Raw genomic sequence first — 21,456 nt, 5'->3', positions numbered from 1 at the left:
AAAGGCGTTCGTCCGCGTGTTCCGCCGCCCTTCTGGTTCCGTCGTTCCCTTGCTCGCCGTCGCTGGCGTCGGGGTGGCGGTCGCCATCAGTGAAAAGAAAAACCCGGGACAAGCCCGGGTTTTTTCATTGCAGAAGCGATCAGTTCTGACGGATGCCCGCCACCAGCCAGGGCTGGTTGTCGCCGTTGACGCGCTCCATGCGCCAGCTTTCGCTGAACACTTCGCCCTGGTCGAAACGCGAGGACTTGGAAACGCCGTTGAAGGTCAGGGTGGCGACGGTCTTGTCGGCCAGTTCATCGATACCGTCCAGTTGGACCTGGAGGTTGTCGATGTAGGTGGACTGGTAGGCATCGCCCAGGCTGGCGCGCTCTTCCTTCAGGAAGCTCAGCATCTGCGGGGTGACGAACTCGGCGATCTTGTCCATCTCGGCCGCATCCCAGTGCTGTTGCAGGGCCATGAAGTGCTCGCGGCCGGCTTCGATGAAGCGCTGCTCGTTGAACCAGCTCGGCGCGTTGAAGGCCGGTTGGGTAACCGGTGCGGCGCTGCCGAAGATCGACGGCTGCTGCTGCGGCATCTGCGGCATTTCGCGCTGGAACGGCGCATGGCCGCCGGCCATGGCAGGACGGCCCTGCTGCTGGGCGCGTTTGCGCGATGCGAGGAAGCGGAAGATCAGGAAGGCGATCAGGCCAATGATCAGGAAGTCGAAGATTTGCATGCCGTCGAAGCCGTCGCCCATGAACATCGAGGCGAGCAGGCCACCGGCGGCGATGCCGGCCAGCGGGCCGAGCCAGCGGGAAGCACCGCTCGCAGCGGCAGCGGGTTTGCCGGCAGCTGCAGGGGCAGCGGCGTTAGGCGCTTGCTGGGCAGGGGCTGCCTGGCGGGCCTGGTGGGTCGGCGCGGAGCCGAAGGACTTGCCGCCACCCATACGCTTGGCGGCGTTGACATCCAGGCTCAGCGTCAGGCCGACGCAGAGGGCCAGGGCAATACTGAGAAATCGGCGCATCAGAGGCTTCTCTTGGTTATGAATCTACGCGCGCCATGCTGCACAGTCAGTCGCGCGATAGCTAGGGGCAGAGTGTTTCGGGATTTTGTCATACAGCTCTGTCGGCCTTTTCCGGGCATGCCGTTCATCTGCGCAGTAGGAATACCAGCGGGCCGCAGCGCAGTTGACGGCGCAACAGGGCGCGCAGCTCCGCTTCGTCTTCAAGCGGATGGCGCAGCCAGTGGAGGAAGGTGCGCAGGTAGGCCCCGGTTAGCAGGCTTTCCTCGGCGATGCGACACAGGTGCAGGGTTTCCCGCTGCGCCGCCTCGCGCCACCACTGCACCGTCCGGCTGACGCGCAGCAGGCCCAGCACCTGAAGGTGGATATGACCGGGCTCCAGCTTGTAGAGCAGCATCTGCCCGGTCACCGAACGGTGTGGGGCCAGTGCGCCAAGCCACGACATGAGCAGTTCCTCCAGGCGCCGCTCCGCGCTCAGGCCCGCCAGGTCGCCGCCCTTGCTGCGCTCCAGCAAGGCTTGGTCGGCGCGGTCGAACCAGGCCTCTACAAGGTCATCCTTCTGTTGATAGTGCTTGGCGATGGCATCGAGGCTGACGCCGAGTTCGTTGGCCACCTCGAACAGGTGCAGCCGTTCCCAGCCACTGGTATCGGCCAGGTTCAGGGCGCAATCGAGTATCTGCTGGGCGCTGGGTGAGCGGGGCATGGACTTACCTCCGCCAGTGAGTATGGCCAAGCGAACGGCAGCGGCGGGGCCATCGGACGGGCGGAGGGTGATACCGAAGGGGGGCGGCGGCTGCTTTTGTGGGGGCGAATTCATTCGCTAAGGGCAGCGAAGCCGCCCCTTGATCACTGCGGCCTGCTCAGCGAATGAATTCGCCCCCACAGATAAATCAGAGCGGCTGCAGCTTGGCGTAGGCCAGCATCAGCCACTTGCTGCCTTCGCTCTCGAACTTCACCTGCACCCGGGCCTGGGCGCCGGCGCCTTCGAAGTTGAGGATGGTGCCCTCGCCGAACAGCGCATGCTGCACCCGCTGGCCCAGGGAGAAGGGCGTTTCCGGGACGGCAGCGCCATCGAAGATGGAGCCGTGGCGGCTGCCGCTCCCCATGGGGCGGCTGATGCTGTTGTTCAGGCGCACTTCGCGGATCAGCTGCGGGGGCACTTCGCGGACGAAGCGCGAGACCTTGTTGTAGGTCTCGCTGCCGTAGAGCCTGCGGGTTTCGGCGTAGGTCAGGACCAGCCGCTGCATGGCACGGGTGACGCCGACATAGGCCAGGCGGCGCTCCTCCTCCAGGCGGGTCGGGTCTTCCATGCTCATCTTGTGCGGGAACAGGCCTTCTTCCATGCCCACCAGGAACACCAGCGGGAACTCCAGGCCCTTGGCGCTGTGCAAGGTCATCAGCTGCACGCTGTCCTCGAAGGCGTCGGCCTGGGTTTCCCCGGCCTCAAGCGAGGCGTGGCTGAGGAAAGCCTGCAGCGGTGTCAGGTCGTCCTCGGGCTCTTCGTTCTCGAAGGCGCGGGCGGCGCTGACCAGTTCTTCCAGGTTTTCCACCCGGGCCTGGCCTTTCTCGCCCTTCTCGTCCTTGTGATACGCCACCAGGCCGCTCTGCTCGATGACCGTCTGGGTCATCAGGTGCAGAGGCATGTCCAGGCACTTCGCCGTCAGGTTCTCGATCAGCTCCATGAAGACCGCCAGGGCGCTGGAGGCGCGACCGGCCAGGGCCTTGTTGGCGATCATCAGGCGCATCGCTTCCCACATGGACACTTCGTTGACGCGGGAGAACTCGCGGATGCTTTCCACGGTTTTCTCGCCGATGCCGCGCGGCGGTACGTTGATCACCCGCTCCAGCGCCGCGTCGTTGCCTCGGCCGTCGAGCAGACGCAGGTAGGCCATGGCGTTCTTGATCTCGGCGCGCTCGAAGAAGCGCTGGCCGCCATAGATGCGGTAGGGAATCTTCTCCCGCAGGAGGGCTTCTTCCAGCACCCGCGACTGGGCGTTGGAGCGATAGAGGATGGCGATTTCGCTGCGGGCCATGCCGTCTTTCAGGGCGCTCTCGATGCTCTCCACCACGTAGCGGGCTTCGTCGTGCTCGTTGAACGCGGCATACAGGCCGATGGGCTCGCCGTCTTCGCCCTCGGTCCAGAGTTCCTTGCCCAGGCGACCCTGGTTATTGGCGATGAGGGCGTTGGCGGCCTTGAGGATGCCGGCGGTGGAGCGGTAGTTCTGCTCCAGGCGAATCACCTCGGTATCCGGGAAATCGCTGGAGAATTGCTGGATGTTCTCGATCCGCGCACCGCGCCAGCCGTAGATCGACTGGTCGTCATCGCCCACCACCATCAGGCTTTGGCCGCCCTTGGCGAGCAGGCGCAGCCAAGCGTACTGCACGGCGTTGGTGTCCTGGAATTCGTCCACCAGCACGTGGCGGAAGCGCCGCTGGTAATGCTCCAGCAGGCTCGGGCGGTCACGCCAGAGGTCGAGGGCGCGCAGCAGCAGCTCGGAGAAGTCGATCACCCCGGTGCGCGCGCAAGCCGCTTCGTAGGCTTCGTAGATCTTCAGCATGGTGCCGAGGAACAGGTCGCCGCCGGCCTGGATGTGCTGCGGACGGATGCCCTCGTCCTTCTGCCCGTTGATGAACCATTGGGCCTGACGTGCCGGCCAGCGCTGCTCGTCGAGGCCGAGGTCGCGGATCACCCGCTTGACCAGGCGCTGCTGGTCGTCACTGTCGAGGATCTGGAAGTTCTCGGCGAGGCCCGCTTCCTGCCAGTGGGCACGCAACAGGCGGTGCGCCAGGCCGTGGAAGGTGCCGACCCACATGCCGGCCGGGTTGATCCCCAGCAGTTGCTCGATGCGTTGGCGCATTTCGGCTGCGGCCTTGTTGGTGAAGGTCACCGACAGGATCGAATGCGGCGAGGCCTGCTCCACCTGGATCAGCCAGGCGATGCGGTGCACCAGCACACGGGTTTTGCCGGAACCGGCGCCGGCAAGCACCAGTTGACGCCCCAGCGAGGCCGCTACGGCCTGGCGTTGAGCGTCGTTGAGGGAATTCAGGAGGAGGGAGAGGTCATCATGCATCGCGGCATTCTAGGGGCGCGGCTGGGGGAGGGCAAACCGATGACCGGATGGTCAGCCGGATGGTCGCTGATCCCCACGGCGGAGACCCTCCGAAAGTTGGGCGACGCTCATCCGGAACCTCGCACATAAAGCTATTGCAGCGATTCACCGCTCGGGTAAGCTCCGGGCTCGCTTAGGCAGACCACTACAAAAAAGCGCCTATGACCGCCAATTCAATGCCCGCCGACCAGGCGTCATTCCTGGTTGACAGCCGCGAGATCCGCCAGCAGTTCGCGACCGACATTGCGGCCGAACGAACGCGCCTCCTTTACCAGGGCTCCCAGGTCCCGACCCTGTTCATGCTGCTCAACGGCCTGGCCTGCGCCTACCTGCTCTGGGGGACGGGCAACAGCCTGTTGCTCGGCGTGTGGCTGGTCTGGCTGGTGCTGCTGGCCGTCCTGCGCCTGACCCAGGTGGCTGCCTTCAACAAGGCGCTGCCGACGAAACAGGCCTGCCCGCGCTGGCGCCGCGCTTTCCTGCTGGGGGCCGGTGCTTCCGGCCTGACCCTGGCGTTCGCCGCCGTGGCGCTGGTGCCGCCGGATGCCTTCCTGACCCAGGCACTGGTCTACGGATTGATTGCCGCGGCCATCCTCTCCGCCAGCGTTGCCTATGCCGTCAGTCTTTCCGCCTTCCTTACCTTCGCCTTGCCTTGCCTGTTGCCGTCCATTACCTGGCTGCTGCTGGGAGATACCTCCCTGCTGCGCGGCTGGGGCGTGCTGGGCGTGATACTGGCCGCGTCGCTCATGGTGGTGGCCTGGCAGATCAACCGGCTGGTACAGCGCAGCCTCCTGCAGCGCTTCCAGAACCAGGCGCTGATCAGCCACCTGGAAGAAGCCAAGGGCCGTGCCGAAGGCCTCAACGGGGAACTGGCCCGTGAAGTGGAACAGCGCCGCCGGGCCGAGCGGGAACTGCGCCGTGCCCATGGCGAGCTGGAAATGCGCGTGGCCCAGCGCACCCTGGAGCTTGCCGATGCCAGCCATGCCCTGGTCAAGAGCGAGGCGCGCCTGGCCTTGGCGCTGGAAGCCAGCGAACTGGGCCTGTGGGACTGGAACCTGGAAACCGACGAAGTCCATCACACGCAGCTCAAGGCGATCTTCGGCATAGACGCCGACGACGTGACTCGCGTCCTCAGCGACCTGAAGCCGCGCCTGCACCCGGACGACCTGCCGCTGCTGCGTCGCGCCCTGGTGGAACATATGAAGGGCCGCACGGACGGCTACGCCATCGACTACCGGGTGCGCCACACCGATGGCCACTGGGTCTGGGTGGAAGACCGCGGCCGCGTGGTGGAACGCGACGAAGACGGCACGGTGCTGCGCATGCTGGGCACCCGTCGCGACGTCACGGCGCGCAAGCACCAGGACGAGGAACAGCGCCTGGCGGCCACGGTATTCGAGGCGGCCAGCGAGGGCATCGTCATCCTCGACCCGGATTACCGGGTGATCCAGGCCAACGAGGCCTTCAGCCAGGTCACCGGCTATCGCCAGGACGAAGTGATCGGGCGCAGCGTCGCCACCCTGATCGGTAACCGCGAAGCCCGTCGCCGCTACTACCTGATCCGCGAAGAGCTGGAACAGAGCGGCAGCTGGCAGGGCGAACTGATGGACACCCGCAAGAGCGGCGAGCTCTACCCGCAATGGCTGCAACTCAACGTGGTGCGCGACTCGCGGGGCAACGTCAGCCACATCGTGGGTTTCTTCGCCGACCTCACCTCCCGCCGGGAGGCCGAGGAGCGCCTGCGTTACCTGTCCAACTACGACGAGCTCACCGGACTGGCCAACCGCACCCTGTTCAAGGACCGTCTGCACGAGGCCAGCCAGCGCGCCCGGCAGAGTGGCCGCAGCCTGGCCCTGCTGCACATCGACCTGGATCGCTTCAAGGTGCTCAACGACAGCCTCGGCCATGAAGTGGCCGACCAGTTGCTGCGCCAGGTCAGCCGCCGCCTGACCCAGGCGGTGCCGGAAGCCGACACCATCGCGCGCCTGTCCGGTGACGAGTTCGCGGTGATCCTCGACGCCTACGGCAGCCTTTCCAGCCTGGCGCGCCAGGCCAGCCGCCTGCTCGGCAAGCTGCGCATGCCGATCACCGTAGGGGGCCATGAGCTGGTCATCAGCGGCTCACTGGGCATCAGCCTGCTCCCGGACAACGCCCGCGACATTTCCGCCCTGATCAGCCAGGCCAACATGGCCATGCAACACGCCAAGCACCTGGGCGGCAACACCTTCCAGTTTTTCACCGACAACCTCCAGGCCTGCACCCTGGAGCGCCTGCAGCTGGAAAACCAGTTGCGCAAGGCCATCGAGGAAGGTCAGCTGGAAGTCTTCTACCAGCCCAAGCTGGGCCTGGCCGACAACAGCCTGAATGCTGCCGAGGCGCTGGTGCGCTGGCGTCATCCGCAGCAGGGGCTGATCCCGCCGGGGGACTTCATTGGCCTTGCCGAGGAAACCGGGCTGATCGCCCCCATCGGCGAATTCGTGCTGCGCCAGGCCTGCCAGCAGGCCCGCGAATGGCAGCGCCAGGGCCTGGCGGATATCCGCGTTTCGGTGAACCTGTCGATGCACCAGTTGCGCCAGGGCAACCTGGTGAGCCTGGTGCGCCAGGTGCTGGAAGAAACCGGCTTGCAGGCGCGCCTGCTGGAGCTGGAACTGACCGAAAGCCACCTGCTGGAAAACGTCGAGAACGTCATCGCCACCTTCCACCAGCTGCGCCAGTTGGGCGTGAAGCTGGCTATCGATGACTTCGGCACCGGCTATTCGTCCCTGAGCTACCTCAAGCGCTTCCCAGTGGACTACGTGAAGATCGACCAGACCTTCATCCGCGACCTCTCCGCCGGCAGCGAGGACGCCGCCATCACCCGCGCGATCATCGCCATGGCCCACAGCCTGGAACTGATGGTGGTGGCCGAGGGCGTGGAGAACCAGGAGCAGCTGAACTTCCTGCGCAGCCAGCGTTGCGATGAAATCCAGGGCTACCTGATCAGCCCGCCGGTGGAAGCGCCGCAGTTCGTGCGGCTGCTCAGGGAACAGGCGACGGCGCTCTGGCACTGAGGCACTGGGGCACTGGGGCATTGTAGGAGCGAGCTCTGCTCGCGAAGCTTTGTGGCACCGCGGTTCGCGAGCAAGCTCGCTCCTACAGGTTCGAATGGAGCATTTCCACCTGGCATCAAGCGCTTGCGGCAATGCGGCTATTGCCGGTACTGAACCAGCGCAGCAACAGCGCGTTTTCCAGGGGCAGGTCTGTCGGCAGTGGCAGGTACAGGGTATGGCCGTCACCCGGCGCCACCGCCTTGCGCTCGCCGAAGCGGTTTTCCATGGCGTCCAGCCTGAAATCCACATTGCCTTGCGGCGTCATGAGTTGCAGGCGGTCGCCGACCGCGAAATGGTTTTTCACGCGCACTTCCGCGAGGCCCTGACGCATCACTCCCGTCAGCTCGCCGACGAACTGCTGGCGTTCGGCGAGGGAGTAGCCGTGTTCGTAGTTCTGGTACTCGTCATGCACGTGGCGGCGCAGGAAGCCTTCGGTGTAGCCGCGGTTGGCCAGGGATTCGAGGTCATCCATCAGCGCGCGGTCGAAGGGCCTTCCCGCGCAGGCGTCGTCGATGGCCTTGCGATAGGCCTGGGCGGTGCGCGCCACATAGAAGTGCGACTTGGTGCGGCCCTCGATCTTCAGTGAGTGCACGCCCATCTGCAGCAAGCGCTCCACGTGGTGCACGGCGCGCAGGTCCTTGGAGTTCATGATGTAGGTGCCGTGTTCGTCTTCCCAGGCGGACATCAGTTCGCCCGGGCGATTGGCCTCTTCCAGCAGGAACACCTGGTCGCTCGGTTGGCCGCAGCCGAGGGTGGGGACCACCTGGCCCAGTTCATCCTCCAGCGCGGGCTTTGCGTCGTACTGCCAGCGACAGGCATTGGTGCAGGTGCCCTGGTTGGGGTCGCGGCGGTTGAGATAACCGGAGAGCAGGCAGCGGCCGGAATAGGCCATGCACAGGGCGCCGTGGACGAAGACCTCCAGTTCCATGCCCGGCACTTGCTGGCGGATTTCGCCGATCTCTTCCAGCGAGAGTTCGCGGGACAGGATCACCCGGCTGAGGCCCTGCTGCTGCCAGAACTTCACACTGGCCCAGTTCACCGCGTTGGCCTGCACCGAGAGGTGGATGGGCATCTGCGGGAAATGCTCGCGAACCAGCATGATCAGGCCGGGATCGGACATGATCAGCGCATCCGGCCCCATGGCGATGACCGGCTCCAGGTCCTTGAGGAAAGTGCGCAGCTTGGCGTTGTGCGGGGCGATGTTCACCACCACGTAGAAACGCTTGCCGGCGGCGTGGGCTTCCTCGATGCCGAGGGCCAGATTGGTATGGTCGAACTCGTTGTTGCGCACCCGCAGGCTGTAGCGTGGCTGGCCGGCGTAGACGGCGTCGGCGCCATAGGCGAAGGCATAGCGCATGGCCTTGAGGGTACCGGCGGGGGAGAGCAGTTCGGGGCTGTGCATGGCGCGGCTCGCGGAGGCAGGGGCGAAGGACGCGCGATTTTAGGGAGGGCGGTGGCAGCGGTTATTGCTCTGGAGCAATGGCGTTGCAGTCGGTCGCTTATCGTAGGTTGGTGCAGAGCGTAGCGAAGCCCAACAGAAGGGGTTGGACCGGGCAACGTTGGGCCTCGCTTCGCTCGGACCAACCTACAGGAAACGGGTGTCTGTCAGTCGTGCCAGGCGCGCTCGTGCAGTTCCAGCAGGCTGTGGGCCTGTTCCGGCCCCGTGGAGCCTGCCGGGTACGGGCGGGGGCTCTGGTAGTACTCGTGCCAGCCTTCGAGGATCGGGCTGATCCAGCGCCAGGCGGCTTCCACTTCGTCGCGGCGCATGAACAGCGTCGAGTCCCCCTCGATCACGTCCAGCAGCAGGCGTTCGTAAGCGTCCCAGCGGCGCTGGTGGCTGAAGGCCTTGGCCAGGTTCAGGTCCAGCTCCACCGGCTCCAGGTTCATGCCTTTGCCCGGGGTCTTGGCCATCAATTGCAGGCTGATGCGCTCTTCCGGTTGCAGGCGGATCAGCAGGCGATTGGCCTCGCCGTCCGCGAACAGGCGGTGGGGTACCGGCTTGAACTGGATGACGATCTCCGAGTACTTGCGCGCCAGGCGCTTGCCGGTGCGCAGGTAAAAGGGCACGCCGGCCCAGCGCCAGTTGTCGATCTCCGCCTGCAGGGCGACGAAGGTTTCGGTATCGCTGTCGTTGTCGACGTTCTTCTCGAAGTAATAGGCCGGCACTTCCTGGCCGCCGATCTTGCCGGCGCTGTACTGGCCGCGCACGGTTTTGTCGCGCACGTCCTGGCCGGAAATCGGCTTGAGCGCCTCGAGTACCTTCACCTTCTCGTTGCGCACCGCCTCGGCATCGAAGCGTACCGGCGCCTCCATGGCCACCAGGCAGAGCAACTGCAGAAGGTGGTTCTGCACCATGTCGCGCATGGCCCCGGAGCGGTCGTAGTAGGCGCCACGGTTCTCCACGCCGAGTGTCTCGCAGACGCTGATCTGCACATGGTCGATGTGCCCGGCGCGCCAGATCGGCTCGAACAGGCCATTGGCGAAGCGCAGCGCCATGAGGTTCTGCACGGTTTCCTTGCCCAGGTAATGATCGATGCGGAACACCTGGGATTCGTCGAACACCTTGCCAATGGCGGCGTTGATCGCCTGGGCCGACTCCAGCGAGTGGCCGATGGGCTTTTCCAGCACGATGCGTGACTGCGGCGTGGCCATCCGGGCGATCGACAGGTGCGCGGCGATGTCCTCGAACAGGTCGGGAGCGGTGGCCAGGTAGTAGACCCGCCCGCAGCCTGGGTCGGGTCCGAGGTGGCGGGCCAGGCGGACGAAGTCGGCGCTCTGGGAAACGTCCATGGCGAAGTAATCGAGGCGCTCTGAGAAGCCGCGCCAGGCTTCTGCGGTGAAGTCCGAACGCGCTACCTGGGCGCGGCAACGACGCTCCGCGAGGGCACGATAGCCGTCACGATCGAGGGTGTTGCGGGCCAGGGCGAGGATGCGCATCTGCGGATGCAGCCGCCCTTCGCGATGCAGGTGATAGAGGGCCGGAAGCAGCTTGTGCAGCGCGAGATCGCCGGTGCCGCCGAAGACGAGCATGTCGCAGGAGCTGGTCAAGGATGCGCTCTCCCTTCCTTGCACGCTGAGAAAAGGTGGTTCAAGTGGGCGGAAAAGCGGTTCATGTAGTATAACTACAAGGCCACTACAGCCTGATCCGCCGATCATAACCGAGTCGCGCCTCGTTGCATGACTGAAGAAACCGGCAAAACCCCCATTCCAGACAGAGCCTGCCCTGTGAACCTGCTGCAACATATCGCCCAGTCGCGTCATCTGCTACGCAAGTCGGAACTGAAAGTCGCCGACCACGTCCTGCTCGATCCCGCTGCGGTCATGCACAGCTCCATGGCCGACTTGGCCCAGGGTGTCGGGGTCAGCGAGCCCACCATTGTGCGCTTCTGCCGCGCCATCGGGTGCGGCGGCTTCCAGGACCTCAAGCTGAAACTGGCGCAGAGCCTGGCCGCCGGTGCCAGCTTCGGCCAGTTCGCGATCCACGAGGACGACTCGGTCGCGGACTTCAGCCTGAAGATCTTCGACACCACCCTGCACACCCTGATGGAAGTCCGCGAAAGGCTCGACCCGGAGGCGCTGCAGCGTGCTATCGGCGCCTGCGCCCAGGCCCAGCGTGTGGAGTTCTACGGCTTCGGCGCATCCGGTGCGGTGGCGGCCGATGCCCAGCACAAGTTCTTCCGTCTGCTGCTGACCGCGGCGGCCTATTCCGACCCGCACATGCAGGCGATGTCGGCGGTCACCCTGAAGCCTTCGGACGTGGCCATCTGCATTTCCCAGTCGGGCCGCTCCAAGGACCTGCTGATCACCGCCAACCTGGTGCGTGAGGCCGGCGCCACCCTCATCACCCTGTGCCCCAGCCAGACCCCGCTGGCGGACTTGGCTACGGTGAACCTCGCCATCGACGTGCAGGAAGACACCGAAATCTACACCCCGCTGACCTCGCGGATCGCCCATCTGGTGGTGATCGACGTGCTGGCCATGGGCGTCGCCATGGCCCGTGGCCCGACCCTGGTGAACCACCTCAAGAGCGTGAAGCGAAGCCTGCGCAGCCTCCGGCTGTCGCCCAAGTCGGTGAAGAGCGCGGAGGACTGAGCCGCGCAGAGCCTGCTTCGCTCAGACCAGTCCTTGTCGTACCAGGAGCCGCTCTATCGCCTCGATGAACGGCCCGCTGCCCGGCCAGCTGGTGATCCGTCCCAGGGGGCGGCCGCGATAGAGGGCTATGAAGGTCGGCACGCCGTGCAGCCCGAAGCGCAGTGCCAGCGCCGGGTCTTCGTCCACTTCGTCATGCAGCCAGCGCACCTGGGGCCACTGACAGCGTTCCTGGGTGCGCAGCAGGTCGTGCTTGGCCACGTCGCAGAGCGGGCAGTCGTCCTGCCAGAGGTAGAGCAGCACCAGCCGTTGGCGTTCGCTGGCCAGTACATCATCGAGGATGGTGGAGCGCACCCGTTGGATCGGAAAGCGTTGGAAGAATTCGACGGCATTGCTCATGGCGTCCTCCAGCGACGTTGCCCGTAATTGCTGAGCAAAGTCGCGCCGCGCCGGTCTGTCCAGCTATTGCGCCGATAGCCTGAAACCTTCGCTTCACCACAGATTCACCGAGCCTTCGCGAAAGCGTCACAGGCGCGGGCGATGCTGCGCCTACCGAACCCCGCCCAGGGAGAAATGCCATGCAACGCTTTCACGATGAATCCGCCCATCTGGACAGCAAGACCCGGCGCAAACTGGAGGATCAGCGGCGCATGCAGTATCGCCGCGCCATTGAAGACCGCGTCGACCAGCGTCGCCTGCAGATGGAGTGTTCGGACTACCCTTATCCCGAATTGATCGCCGCTAACTACCTGTTGTCGTCAAAGGCAGCGCGCCGGAAAATCGGTGCGAAAGTGCACTGATCTGTGCCCGTTCTTCGCGGATAAAGGCCAGAAACGCCTGGGCGACCGGCGATAGCCGCTTGCCCTTGGCGTGCACGGCGCACCAGCTCCGATACAGCGGCAATTCTTCCACTGGCAACTCCCGCAGCAGCCCGGTCGCCAGTTCCAGGCTCACCGCGTGGCGTGGAATCAGGGCGATGCCGAGATCGGCCACGACGCATTCCTTCTGCGCATCCAGCGAGGCCACTTCCATGGTCTGGGCGAAGTGCGCGCGCTTCTGCTGGAAGTACTCCTCGCATGCCTTGCGGGTGCCCGAACCGGCCTCGCGCACCAGCAGCGTGTAGGACTCCAGATCCTTCAGGGTCAGCTTCGCGGCGTTGCACAGCGGGTGGCTGGGCGGCGCCACCGCAACGATCGGGTTGTTCAGGAAGGGCAGGAATTCCAGGGCCATGTCCTGGGGCACCAGGGACATGATCACCAGGTCGTCACGGTTGTCGGAGAGGCGCTTGATCACCTGCGCGCGGTTGGTCACCACCAGGTGCAGGCTGACGTCCGGGTGCTGTTCGCGGAAGGCGGCGAACAGGTGCGGGACGAAGTACTTGGCACTCGATTCCACCGCCAGGTTGAGCTGCCCCTGCAGCGAGCCCTGCAGGTCAGAGAGCTGCATGTCGAGGCTGGCCAGGCGCTGGAAGATGTCGCTGCTGGCACGCATCAGCGCCTCGGCGGCGTCGGTCACGTAGAGCTTCTTGCCGACGTACTCGAACAGCGGTTGGCCCACCAGCTCCTCGAGCTGGCGAATCTGCAGGCTGACGGCCGGCTGGGTCAGTGCCATCTCCTCGGCCGCCCGGCTGTAGGAGCGGCTTTCGAACACCGCACGGAATACCTGGAGCTGGCGCAGCGTCATACGCAGCAGGGTCTTGCGCATCGATTTTGGCCTCGTGGGGTGGGCAAGGTTGCTGACTATAAGCTCATCCTAATGGATACCCCAATAATTATTGATTGGGGTTATTCCCGCTCGCGGCGTAGGGTAATGACGCGACCGCTACACGACCTGCGGTCACCCAACGACCGGCCCAGCCGTTCGCCTGTTCACTTGGTCGAGGGACAACTCGTGATCAAGAAAATCCTGATCGCCAACCGTGGTGAGATTGCCGTCCGCATCGTGCGTGCTTGCGCCGAGATGGGCATTCGCTCGGTGGCCATCTACTCCGATGCCGACCGGCACGCCCTGCACGTCAAACGTGCCGACGAGGCCCACAGCATCGGCGAAGACCCGCTGGCCGGTTACCTGAACCCGCGCAAGCTGGTGAACCTGGCGGTCGAGACCGGCTGCGATGCCCTGCATCCGGGCTACGGTTTCCTCTCCGAGAACGCCGAGCTGGCAGATATCTGCGCTGAACGCGGGATCAGGTTCATCGGCCCCTCCGCCGAAGTGATCCGCCGCATGGGCGACAAGACGGAAGCCCGCCGCAGCATGATCAAGGCCGGCGTACCGGTTACCCCCGGCACCGAAGGCAACGTCGCTGACCTCGCAGAAGCGCTGCGCGAAGCCGAGCGCATCGGCTACCCGGTGATGCTCAAGGCCACCTCGGGTGGTGGCGGCCGCGGTATCCGTCGCTGCAACAGCCGCGAGGAGCTGGAACAGGCTTACCCGCGTGTGATCTCCGAAGCCACCAAGGCCTTCGGTTCGGCAGAAGTCTTCCTCGAGAAGTGCATCGTCAATCCGAAGCACATCGAAGCGCAGATCCTCGCCGACTCCTTCGGCAACACCGTGCACCTGTTCGAGCGCGACTGCTCGATCCAGCGCCGCAACCAGAAGCTCATCGAGATTGCCCCGAGCCCGCAGCTCACCCCCGAGCAGCGCGCCTACATCGGCGACCTCTCCGTGCGTGCGGCCAAGGCCGTGGGCTACGAGAACGCCGGTACCGTGGAGTTCCTGCTCGCCGAGGGCGAGGTGTACTTCATGGAGATGAACACCCGCGTGCAGGTGGAACACACCATCACCGAGGAAATCACCGGCATCGACATCGTCCGTGAGCAGATCCGCATCGCCTCCGGACTGGAGCTGTCGATCAAGCAGGACGACATCATCCATCGTGGCTTCGCCCTGCAGTTCCGGATCAACGCCGAGGATCCGAAGAACAACTTCCTGCCGTCCTTCGGCAAGATCACCCGTTACTACGCCCCCGGCGGCCCCGGTGTGCGCACCGATACCGCGATCTACACCGGCTACACCATTCCGCCGTACTACGACTCCATGTGCCTGAAGCTGATCGTCTGGGCACTGACCTGGGAAGAAGCCCTGGACCGTGGCCTGCGCGCCCTCGACGACATGCGCGTGCAGGGTGTGCGGACCACCGCGCCCTATTACCAGGAAATCCTGCGTAATCCCGAGTTCCGCAGCGCCGAGTTCAACACCAGCTTCGTCGAGAGCCATCCGGAGCTGACCCAGTACTCGATCAAGCGCAACCCGTCGCACCTGGCCATCGCCATCGCCACCGCCATCGCCGCCCACGCCGGCCTGTAGGGGAAGGATTCAGAACATGAGCAAGAAGATTTCGATCACCGATACCATCCTGCGCGATGCGCACCAGTCCCTGCTGGCCACCCGCATGCGCACCGAAGACATGCTTCCGATCTGCGACAAGCTCGACAAGGTCGGCTACTGGTCGCTGGAAGTCTGGGGCGGCGCCACCTTCGACGCCTGCGTGCGCTTCCTCAAGGAAGATCCATGGGAGCGCCTGCGCAAGCTCAAGGCCGCGCTGCCCAACACCCGACTGCAGATGCTCCTGCGCGGTCAGAACCTGCTGGGCTACCGCCATTACAGCGACGACGTGGTACGCGCCTTCGTCGCCAAGGCTGCGGTCAATGGCATCGACGTATTCCGCATCTTCGACGCGATGAACGACGTGCGTAACCTGCGCACCTCCATCGAAGCCGTGAAGGCTGCCGGCAAGCACGCCCAGGGCACCATCGCCTACACCACCAGCCCCGTGCACACCATCGACGCCTTCGTTGCCCAGGGCAGGGCGATGGCCGACATGGGGGTGGACTCCATCGCCATCAAGGACATGGCGGGCCTGCTGACCCCGTACGCCACCGGCGAACTGGTGAAGGCGCTGAAAGAGGCGCTGCCGCTGGATGTGGTCGTGCACTCCCACGACACCGCCGGCGTAGCCAGCATGTGCCAGCTCAAGGCCGTGGAAAACGGTGCCGACCGCATCGACACCGCCATCTCCAGCATGGCTTGGGGCACCAGCCACCCGGGCACCGAGTCGATGGTCGCCGCCCTGCGCGACACACCCTACGACACCGGCCTGGACCTGGAACTGATCCAGGAAATCGGCATGTACTTCCACGCCGTGCGCAAGAAGTACCACCAGTTCGAAAGCGAATTCACTGGCGTGGACACCCGCGTGCAAGTGAACCAGGTGCCGGGCGGGATGATTTCCAACCTGGCCAACCAGCTCAAGGAACAGGGCGCCCTGAACCGCATGCCGGAAGTGCTGGCGGAAATCCCGCGTGTTCGCGAGGACCTCGGCTTCCCGCCCCTGGTCACCCCGACCTCGCAGATCGTCGGCACCCAGGCCTTCTTCAACGTGCTGGCCGGTGAGCGTTACAAGACCATCACCAACGAGGTGAAGCTCTACCTGCAAGGTCGCTACGGCAAGGCGCCGGGTCAGATCAACGAGCAACTGCGTCGCCAGGCCATCGGCAACGAGGAAGTCATCGACGTTCGTCCGGCCGACCTGCTCAAGCCGGAGCTGAACAAGCTGCGCGAAGACATCGGCAGCCTCGCCAAGTGCGAAGAGGACGTGCTGACCTTCGCCATGTTCCCGGACATCGGCCGCAAGTTCCTCGAAGAGCGTGCCGCCGGCACCCTGAAGCCGGAAGAACTGCTGCCCATGCCCAACGGCAAGGGCGCGGCCCCGGTCGGCGGCGAAGGCACTCCGACCGAGTTCGTGGTGGACGTGCACGGCGAGAGCTACCGCATCGACATCACCGGTGTCGGCGTGAAGACCGACGGCAAGCGCCACTTCTACCTGTCCATCGACGGTATGCCGGAAGAGGTGGTGTTCGAGCCGCTCAACGAGTTCGTCGCAGGTGCCGGCAGCAAGCGTAAGAGCGCCAGTGCGCCGGGCGATGTCAGCACCACCATGCCGGGCAACATCGTCGATGTGCTGGTGAAGGAAGGCGACCAGGTGAAAGCCGGTCAGGCCGTGCTGATCACCGAAGCCATGAAGATGGAAACCGAAGTCCAGGCGCCCATCGACGGCACCGTCAAGTCCGTCCACGTTGCCAAGGGCGACCGTGTGAACCCGGGCGAAGTCCTGATCGAAATCGCCTGATTGCTCCGGCGATAGTCCCCATAGGGAGCCGCAAGGCTCCCTTTTTTTATGGGCGTGGAAATTCTGTGGGAGCGATTTCAATCGCGATTGCAGCCCCTGTGAAGTCACCGACTTACAGGGCGGCTACGTCGCCCTTTCGCGAATGAATTCGCTCCTACAGGGGCCAGCGCCCATCAATGAATTTATTAATAGCCACCATGCAAATCCCTTCTTGGCGCGGCGGGCAGGACCGCGCGCATTCTGGCCTTCCAGCCAACGCTACCGGAGGGATTACAGATGAAGACCGTCGCACAGATGCTCCGCGCCAAGCCGCGGCAGAAGGTTCACACCATTGACGTCGAAGCGCCGATGCTCGAAGCGCTGCGGGTGATGGACGAACAGAATATCGGCGCCTTGCCGGTAACCGAGGGCGGGCGGCTGGTTGGCATCGTCAGTGAGCGCGACTACGCGCGCAAAGGCGTGCTGCAAGGGCGTTCATCCGTGGCGACGCTAGTTCGCGAGTTCATGACCGTGCCGGTGCTGACCGTGACGTCGAAGCAGAGCATCCGTGAATGCATGTCGCTGATGACCGAGCAGCACATGCGCCACCTGCCGGTGGTGGAAGACGACGAACTGGTCGGCCTGCTGTCCATCGGCGACCTGGTGAAAGAAGCCATGGCCGAGCAGGATGACCTGATCCTTCATCTGGAGCAGTACATTCGCGGCGAAGTGGCCTGAGTCCGCGGCAAAAGCCGGTCCCTCGGGGCCGGTAGCCGCTATCCATCAGGGCCGAAATGAAGATTTCTGATTTTCATCAATAGGAATCGGGCGCCTAGCCTGCCGGCTCTTTCGAGCTGCGGGTATCCGCCCCATGTCCCTTCGCACCATTCGCCAAAGCCTGCCCGTTCGCCAGGGTCGAACCCTGTATCCAGCCCGCCCCTTGACTGGGGCCCGAATGGGCGAAGTCAGGCTGCAACCGATCAAGGACCGGCAGGATCGGGTCGTTGGTTTCGAAAGTCTCTCCCGGTTCGTCTTCGACTCCTTCGTCGAAAGCACCGAAGACGCCATCACCCGGCTGCAGCAGGACGACCTCCAGCGGCTCACGCGCGAGCTGCTCCAGGGACTGCGCATCCGCTGCATGCTCGACCGCAGCTACGCTCGATATCTGCACGACGCCCAGACCGGCAGTCTGCCGGTGAGGCACTTCGTCAATGTCGAGAAGCGGAGCCTGGCGGAAGCGGAACTGATCGATGAACTCATCGAAGGTGCCGCCGACTTGCGCTGTTGCGGTGCCCAGCTGGTGGTCGAAGTCACGGAACGCCCGGTGCCCTGCGTCGACGGCTTCAGGTCTTACATGAAGGGGCTGATGCGCCTGAAGCAGGAAAACGTGCTGGTGGCGCTCGACGACTACGACCTCGACAGCCCGGTCCACTGGGAACTCGACCTGGGCCTGTGCGATGTCGTGAAGTTCGACCTCACGGGATTGGGCGTGCCACCGCACGAGAATGGGGACTTCCTGTCCAGGCGCTACGCCGTGTTGGGCGAAAGGCTGTACGACTTCATTCATCGCTACCAGGTGGACCTGGTGGCCGAGAAGATCGAGACCGGCTGGCAGCATGAAGTCGCCAAGGGGCTCCCGTTCAAGCTGTTCCAGGGCTATCGCCTCGGCCATCCGGCGCGGATTTAGGCCGTCCTGGCGCCCGTTCCATGCGTACCCGATCCGAGCTGTGCGCTATCGCTTCGCTGCTGGTCGCGCTTTCCTTGCTGGCAGGCTGTGCCACGGCGCCGCCGCGAGCGCCGGACAACCTGTGCGCGATCTTTCGCGAATACCCGGATTGGTACGAAGACGCCCTGGAGATGGAGGTCCGCTGGGGCACGCCCATCCCGGTGGCGATGGCGATCGTCGACCAGGAAAGCAGCTACCGACACGATGCGCGCCCACCACGGGATTACCTCCTCGGCTTCATTCCCTGGGGGCGGGTCACCTCCGCCTATGGCTACGCCCAGGCGCTGGATGCCACCTGGGCGGACTATCAGCAGGCAACCGGCTCCGGCGGCTCACGCACGTCCTTCAGCGACGCGATGGACTTCATCGGCTGGTACACCGATGCCACCCAGCGACAACTGGGTATCTCGAAATGGGACGCGCACAACCAGTACCTGGCCTACCACGAAGGGAGAGGTGGGTACCGTCGTGGTAGCTACTGGCAGAAACCCTGGCTGACGCAAGTTGCCCGCAAGGTCGACCAGCAGTCCAGGGCCTACGGCAGCCAGTTGGCAAGCTGCCGCGCCGAACTGGAAGACGACCGCGGCTGGTGGCCGTTCTGACTCCAGGACACGAATCACCGCTTTCGTAGGATGCGGTTGAGCGAAGCGAAACCCATCAAGCGGAGCCATTGGCTGCGTTTCTGTAGGAGCGAGCTTGCTCGCGAAGGATTGTGCTCGGCCTTTTCGCTGTAGGGGCGAATTCATTCGCCAAGGGCAGCTCCGCTGCCCCCACGATTCACTCCACCATTTCCCCGCACAGATCCACGGCGAACCACTGCTCCGCCTCTTCCTGCCGCAAGCCGGCGCCGAGCAGCGCGAACAGCTTGCCCAGGGCCGCCTCGCGGGTCATGCCACCGGCCGGTATCAGGCCGGTGGCCAACAATTGGCTGCCGGCAGCGTAGACGCCTGCTTGCACATGCCCGGCCGGGCACTGGCTGGTGGCGACGAGCACCACGCCGCGTTCGTGGGCGGCGCGCAGGACGTCGAGCAGCGCCTTGTCATCCGACGGACCGGTGCCGCTGCCGTAGCACTCCAGCACCAACCCCTGCACGCCGCTGGAAAGCAGCGCTTCCACGTGGCTGGCGGCAAGGCCCGGGAACAGCGGCAACACCGCGAGGTTCACCGGCTGGCGCGGGGTACGGTAACTCAGGCCGGCGGGAATCCGGCCGGCGCGCTCACCTTCCCGTGGTCGCGAAAGCACGGTGAACGCGTCGAAGGCTTCCGAGCGCAACTTGCTGGCGCGGGCGCCATGCAGCAGGTCGCCATTGAAGAAAAGATGCACGCCGGGTGCGATGCCAGCTCGCAGTTCGCGAATGGCCCCCAGCAGATTGGGCCAGGCATCGCTGCCCTCGCTGCCCGCCGGCAGCATGGCGCCGGTCAGCACCACGGGTACCGGCAGGCCCAGCATCAGGAAACCGAGGGCCGCCGCGCTGTAAGCCAGGGTGTCGGTGCCGTGCAGCAGCAGCACGCCGTCGTGGCCACGTTCCACCGCGTCGACGATGGCATCACGCATGGCCAGCCAGTTGGCCTGGCGCATGTTGGCGCTATCGATCAGCGGCAGCAGTTCCTGGAAGCTCCAGTCCAGTGTCAGTCCCTGGTCGTCCAGCAGCTCGCGCATGCGCGCCTCGAAGCCGCTGGCCGGAGCGAGGCCTTCGGGCGTCTGCAGCATGCCGATGGTGCCGCCGGTATAGAGCACGAAAAGGTTCTTCACAGCATTCATGGGTGTGGATAACTCGGAACGACGAAGGTGCAGAAACGACAGTGCCGCTCCCCGCGTCAGCGGAGGAGCGGCACCAGGTATTACCGGACGGCGCGATCAGCGGTGGCTTTGCGCCAGGCCGTGAGCGACGTTGACGTTGGAGGCGTCGGCGACCGGGTTGGTCGGCCAGGCATCGCGGTCCAGGTCCAGATCGGCGAACTTGGCAGAGTCGAACACCGGCTGGTCGATGCCTGCCTTGCGCTGGTCGTCGTAGTCGCGCATCACCCGCAGGCCGACCTTGATCAGCATGGCCAGGGCCACCAGGTTGACGAAGGCCAGGCAGGTCATGGTGATGTCGGCGAAGGCGAACACGGTGCCCAGGTTCTGCATCGAGCCCCAGCAGATCAGCGCCAGCACCAGGCCGCGGTAGGTCAGCAGGGCGGCGCGGCTGCGACCGACCAGGAACTGCAGGGCGTTCTCGCCGAGGTAGTAGTTGTAGAGGATGCAGGTGAAGACGAAGAGGCTCAGCGCCACGCTGATGAACACGCGGCCCCACTCACCGACCACAGCGGCCAGGGAGTTCTGGGTCAGCACGATGCCGTCGCCTTCGAAGCCCGGGGTGTAGAAGCCGGACAGCAGGATCAGCAGCGCGGTGCAGGTGCAGATCACGAAGGTGTCGAGGAAGACGCTGAACGCCTGTACCACGCCCTGGGCGGCCGGGTGCTTCACGGCGGCCACGGCGGCGACGTTGGGCGCGCTGCCCAGGCCGGCTTCGTTGGCGAACACGCCGCGCTTCACACCCATCACGATGGCGCTGCCGAGCAGGCCGGCGAAGGCCGGCTCCAGGCCGAAGGCGCTCTTCACGATGGTCACCAGCATGTCTGGCACCAGCTCGATCTGGGAGATGATCACGTAGCAGGTCACGGCGATGTAGGCGAGGGTCTTGACCGGTACCAGCAGGTCGGACACCGAGGCGATGCGCTTGATGCCGCCGATGAACACCAGGCCCAGGAGCACGGCCAGGCCGATACCGGTGTACTGCACCGGCAGACCGAAGGCGTTTTCCAGGGAGTGGGTCACGGTGAAGGCCTGCAGGCCGTTGAAGGCGAAGCCGTAGGTCACCAGCAGCAGCACGGCGAAGGTCAGCGCCATCCAGCGCAGCTTCAGGCCGTGCTGGATGTAGTAGGACGGGCCGCCACGGTACAGGCCATCGCCATCGGCGCGCTTGTAGACCTGGGCCAGGGTGCACTCGAAGAAGCTGCTGGACATGCCGACCAGGGCGGTGACCCACATCCAGAACACGGCGCCAGGGCCACCGAGGGTAACGGCCAGGCCAACACCGGCGATGTTACCGGCGCCGACGCGGCCGGCGAGGCTCAGCATCAGGGCCTGGAAGGAGCTCAGCTGACCGGCCTGGCCACGGATGGAATCCTTGAACACGCTGAACATGTGGCCGAAATGGCGGAACTGGACGAAGCGGGAGCGGAGGGTGAAATAGGTGCCGAGTCCTACGATAAGGACGATGAGCACTTTCCCCGAGAGGAAATCGTTGATCACTTCAAGCATGAGTGAGACCTCGATTCTTATTGTTCGCGTGA

17 protein-coding genes are annotated in these 21,456 nt (G+C 64.8%); 8 read left to right on the top strand and 9 right to left on the bottom strand.

All coding sequences use genetic code 11. The annotated features are described in order from the left end of the window. Window positions 1-139: 139 nt before the first annotated feature. The 3 genes from DM872_RS21820 to uvrD form a co-directional block, all read right to left on the bottom strand. Entirely contained in the window at window positions 140-1,003 is an 864-nt protein-coding gene (locus DM872_RS21820; protein WP_179061391.1) for a Tim44 domain-containing protein, read from the bottom strand. A 124-nt stretch (window positions 1,004-1,127) separates the two neighbouring features. Further along, window positions 1,128-1,703 carry a TetR/AcrR family transcriptional regulator gene (locus DM872_RS21815; protein ID WP_179061390.1) on the bottom strand — a complete coding sequence of 192 codons (576 nt, stop codon included), beginning with the start codon at window positions 1,701-1,703 and terminating at the stop codon, window positions 1,128-1,130. A 187-nt stretch (window positions 1,704-1,890) separates the two neighbouring features. Beyond that, window positions 1,891-4,071 (bottom strand): DNA helicase II, encoded by a 2,181-nt coding sequence (gene uvrD, locus DM872_RS21810; RefSeq protein ID WP_179061389.1) that lies wholly within the window; start codon window positions 4,069-4,071, stop codon window positions 1,891-1,893. 215 nt (window positions 4,072-4,286) lie between these two features. Here uvrD and DM872_RS21805 point away from each other — a divergent pair, with 215 nt between their 5' ends. After that, complete coding sequence (locus tag DM872_RS21805) at window positions 4,287-7,157, top strand: putative bifunctional diguanylate cyclase/phosphodiesterase (protein ID WP_179061580.1); 2,871 nt, start codon at window positions 4,287-4,289, stop codon at window positions 7,155-7,157. A 115-nt stretch (window positions 7,158-7,272) separates the two neighbouring features. On the opposite strand, the gene trhP is transcribed toward DM872_RS21805, so the two are convergent. Both trhP and zwf read right to left on the bottom strand, forming a co-directional pair. Continuing rightward, entirely contained in the window at window positions 7,273-8,598 is a 1,326-nt protein-coding gene (gene trhP, locus DM872_RS21800; RefSeq protein WP_179061388.1) for a prephenate-dependent tRNA uridine(34) hydroxylase TrhP, read from the bottom strand. 203 nt (window positions 8,599-8,801) lie between these two features. Then, window positions 8,802-10,226 (bottom strand): glucose-6-phosphate dehydrogenase, encoded by a 1,425-nt coding sequence (zwf, locus tag DM872_RS21795; RefSeq protein ID WP_218649522.1) that lies wholly within the window; start codon window positions 10,224-10,226, stop codon window positions 8,802-8,804. A 195-nt stretch (window positions 10,227-10,421) separates the two neighbouring features. Here zwf and hexR point away from each other — a divergent pair, with 195 nt between their 5' ends. Next, a complete protein-coding gene (gene hexR / locus DM872_RS21790; RefSeq protein ID WP_077527452.1) occupies window positions 10,422-11,288 on the top strand; it encodes a transcriptional regulator HexR in 867 nt (288 codons plus the stop codon). A 21-nt stretch (window positions 11,289-11,309) separates the two neighbouring features. Here hexR and DM872_RS21785 read toward each other — a convergent pair whose 3' ends face one another. Further along, on the bottom strand, window positions 11,310-11,684 hold the full coding sequence (locus DM872_RS21785) for a thioredoxin family protein (RefSeq protein ID WP_077527453.1): 375 nt from the start codon (window positions 11,682-11,684) through the stop codon (window positions 11,310-11,312). Between the two features lie 179 nt (window positions 11,685-11,863). Between DM872_RS21785 and DM872_RS21780 the strand changes: the two genes are divergently transcribed. Further along, window positions 11,864-12,085, top strand: coding sequence for a PA3496 family putative envelope integrity protein (locus tag DM872_RS21780; RefSeq protein WP_077527454.1), 222 nt, complete (start codon window positions 11,864-11,866; stop codon window positions 12,083-12,085). Here DM872_RS21780 and DM872_RS21775 read toward each other — a convergent pair. Further along, window positions 12,027-12,974: a LysR family transcriptional regulator gene (locus DM872_RS21775; protein ID WP_179061579.1), complete on the bottom strand. Its 948-nt coding sequence runs from the start codon at window positions 12,972-12,974 to the stop codon at window positions 12,027-12,029. The two genes, DM872_RS21780 and DM872_RS21775, sit on opposite strands and share 59 nt — an antisense overlap. Window positions 12,975-13,175: 201 nt before the next feature. On the opposite strand from DM872_RS21775, the gene DM872_RS21770 reads away from it, so the two are divergent. The 5 genes from DM872_RS21770 (at window position 13,176) to DM872_RS21750 (ending at window position 18,720) form a co-directional block, all read left to right on the top strand. Continuing rightward, the gene (locus tag DM872_RS21770) at window positions 13,176-14,591 is read left to right on the top strand and encodes an acetyl-CoA carboxylase biotin carboxylase subunit (protein ID WP_179061386.1); all 1,416 of its coding nucleotides are present in this window, start codon (window positions 13,176-13,178) and stop codon (window positions 14,589-14,591) included. A gap of 16 nt (window positions 14,592-14,607) precedes the next feature. After that, complete coding sequence (oadA, locus tag DM872_RS21765) at window positions 14,608-16,413, top strand: sodium-extruding oxaloacetate decarboxylase subunit alpha (protein WP_179061385.1); 1,806 nt, start codon at window positions 14,608-14,610, stop codon at window positions 16,411-16,413. A 276-nt stretch (window positions 16,414-16,689) separates the two neighbouring features. Continuing rightward, a complete protein-coding gene (locus DM872_RS21760) occupies window positions 16,690-17,130 on the top strand; it encodes a CBS domain-containing protein (RefSeq protein ID WP_179061384.1) in 441 nt (146 codons plus the stop codon). 217 nt (window positions 17,131-17,347) lie between these two features. Next, window positions 17,348-18,079, top strand: a complete 732-nt coding sequence (locus DM872_RS21755; RefSeq protein WP_179061383.1) for an EAL domain-containing protein — start codon at window positions 17,348-17,350, stop codon at window positions 18,077-18,079. Window positions 18,080-18,099: 20 nt separating this feature from the next. Then, complete coding sequence (locus DM872_RS21750) at window positions 18,100-18,720, top strand: transglycosylase SLT domain-containing protein (RefSeq protein WP_179061382.1); 621 nt, start codon at window positions 18,100-18,102, stop codon at window positions 18,718-18,720. A 175-nt stretch (window positions 18,721-18,895) separates the two neighbouring features. Here the strand turns inward: DM872_RS21750 and DM872_RS21745 are convergent, their stop codons facing one another. Together DM872_RS21745 and DM872_RS21740 are read right to left on the bottom strand one after the other, a co-directional pair. Continuing rightward, window positions 18,896-19,879 carry an asparaginase gene (locus DM872_RS21745; RefSeq protein ID WP_179061381.1) on the bottom strand — a complete coding sequence of 328 codons (984 nt, stop codon included), beginning with the start codon at window positions 19,877-19,879 and terminating at the stop codon, window positions 18,896-18,898. 96 nt (window positions 19,880-19,975) lie between these two features. Continuing rightward, window positions 19,976-21,424 (bottom strand): alanine/glycine:cation symporter family protein, encoded by a 1,449-nt coding sequence (locus tag DM872_RS21740; RefSeq protein ID WP_179061380.1) that lies wholly within the window; start codon window positions 21,422-21,424, stop codon window positions 19,976-19,978. Between the last annotated feature and the right edge of the window lie 32 nt (window positions 21,425-21,456).

The organism is Pseudomonas taiwanensis, assembly GCF_013393345.1.
In the GTDB taxonomy this organism is placed as follows: domain Bacteria; phylum Pseudomonadota; class Gammaproteobacteria; order Pseudomonadales; family Pseudomonadaceae; genus Metapseudomonas; species Metapseudomonas resinovorans_C.
Note: the sequence above shows the minus strand (reverse complement) of the source record. Positions and strands in the feature narration are given on the sequence as shown.

What these genes read in the sequence shown, in the direction of transcription:
- uvrD (WP_179061389.1), bottom strand. Translation starts at nt 4,071, where the DNA reads ATGCATGATGACCTCTCCCTCCTCCTGAATTCCCTCAACGACGCTCAA.
- DM872_RS21820 (WP_179061391.1), bottom strand. Translation starts at nt 1,003, where the DNA reads ATGCGCCGATTTCTCAGTATTGCCCTGGCCCTCTGCGTCGGCCTGACG.
- zwf (WP_218649522.1), bottom strand. Translation starts at nt 10,226, where the DNA reads ATGCTCGTCTTCGGCGGCACCGGCGATCTCGCGCTGCACAAGCTGCTT.
- DM872_RS21750 (WP_179061382.1), top strand. Translation starts at nt 18,100, where the DNA reads ATGCGTACCCGATCCGAGCTGTGCGCTATCGCTTCGCTGCTGGTCGCG.
- DM872_RS21815 (WP_179061390.1), bottom strand. Translation starts at nt 1,703, where the DNA reads ATGCCCCGCTCACCCAGCGCCCAGCAGATACTCGATTGCGCCCTGAAC.
- DM872_RS21785 (WP_077527453.1), bottom strand. Translation starts at nt 11,684, where the DNA reads ATGAGCAATGCCGTCGAATTCTTCCAACGCTTTCCGATCCAACGGGTG.
- DM872_RS21805 (WP_179061580.1), top strand. Translation starts at nt 4,287, where the DNA reads ATGCCCGCCGACCAGGCGTCATTCCTGGTTGACAGCCGCGAGATCCGC.
- oadA (WP_179061385.1), top strand. Translation starts at nt 14,608, where the DNA reads ATGAGCAAGAAGATTTCGATCACCGATACCATCCTGCGCGATGCGCAC.
- DM872_RS21740 (WP_179061380.1), bottom strand. Translation starts at nt 21,424, where the DNA reads ATGCTTGAAGTGATCAACGATTTCCTCTCGGGGAAAGTGCTCATCGTC.
- DM872_RS21760 (WP_179061384.1), top strand. Translation starts at nt 16,690, where the DNA reads ATGAAGACCGTCGCACAGATGCTCCGCGCCAAGCCGCGGCAGAAGGTT.
- trhP (WP_179061388.1), bottom strand. Translation starts at nt 8,598, where the DNA reads ATGCACAGCCCCGAACTGCTCTCCCCCGCCGGTACCCTCAAGGCCATG.
- DM872_RS21755 (WP_179061383.1), top strand. Translation starts at nt 17,348, where the DNA reads ATGGGCGAAGTCAGGCTGCAACCGATCAAGGACCGGCAGGATCGGGTC.
- DM872_RS21780 (WP_077527454.1), top strand. Translation starts at nt 11,864, where the DNA reads ATGCAACGCTTTCACGATGAATCCGCCCATCTGGACAGCAAGACCCGG.
- DM872_RS21745 (WP_179061381.1), bottom strand. Translation starts at nt 19,879, where the DNA reads ATGAATGCTGTGAAGAACCTTTTCGTGCTCTATACCGGCGGCACCATC.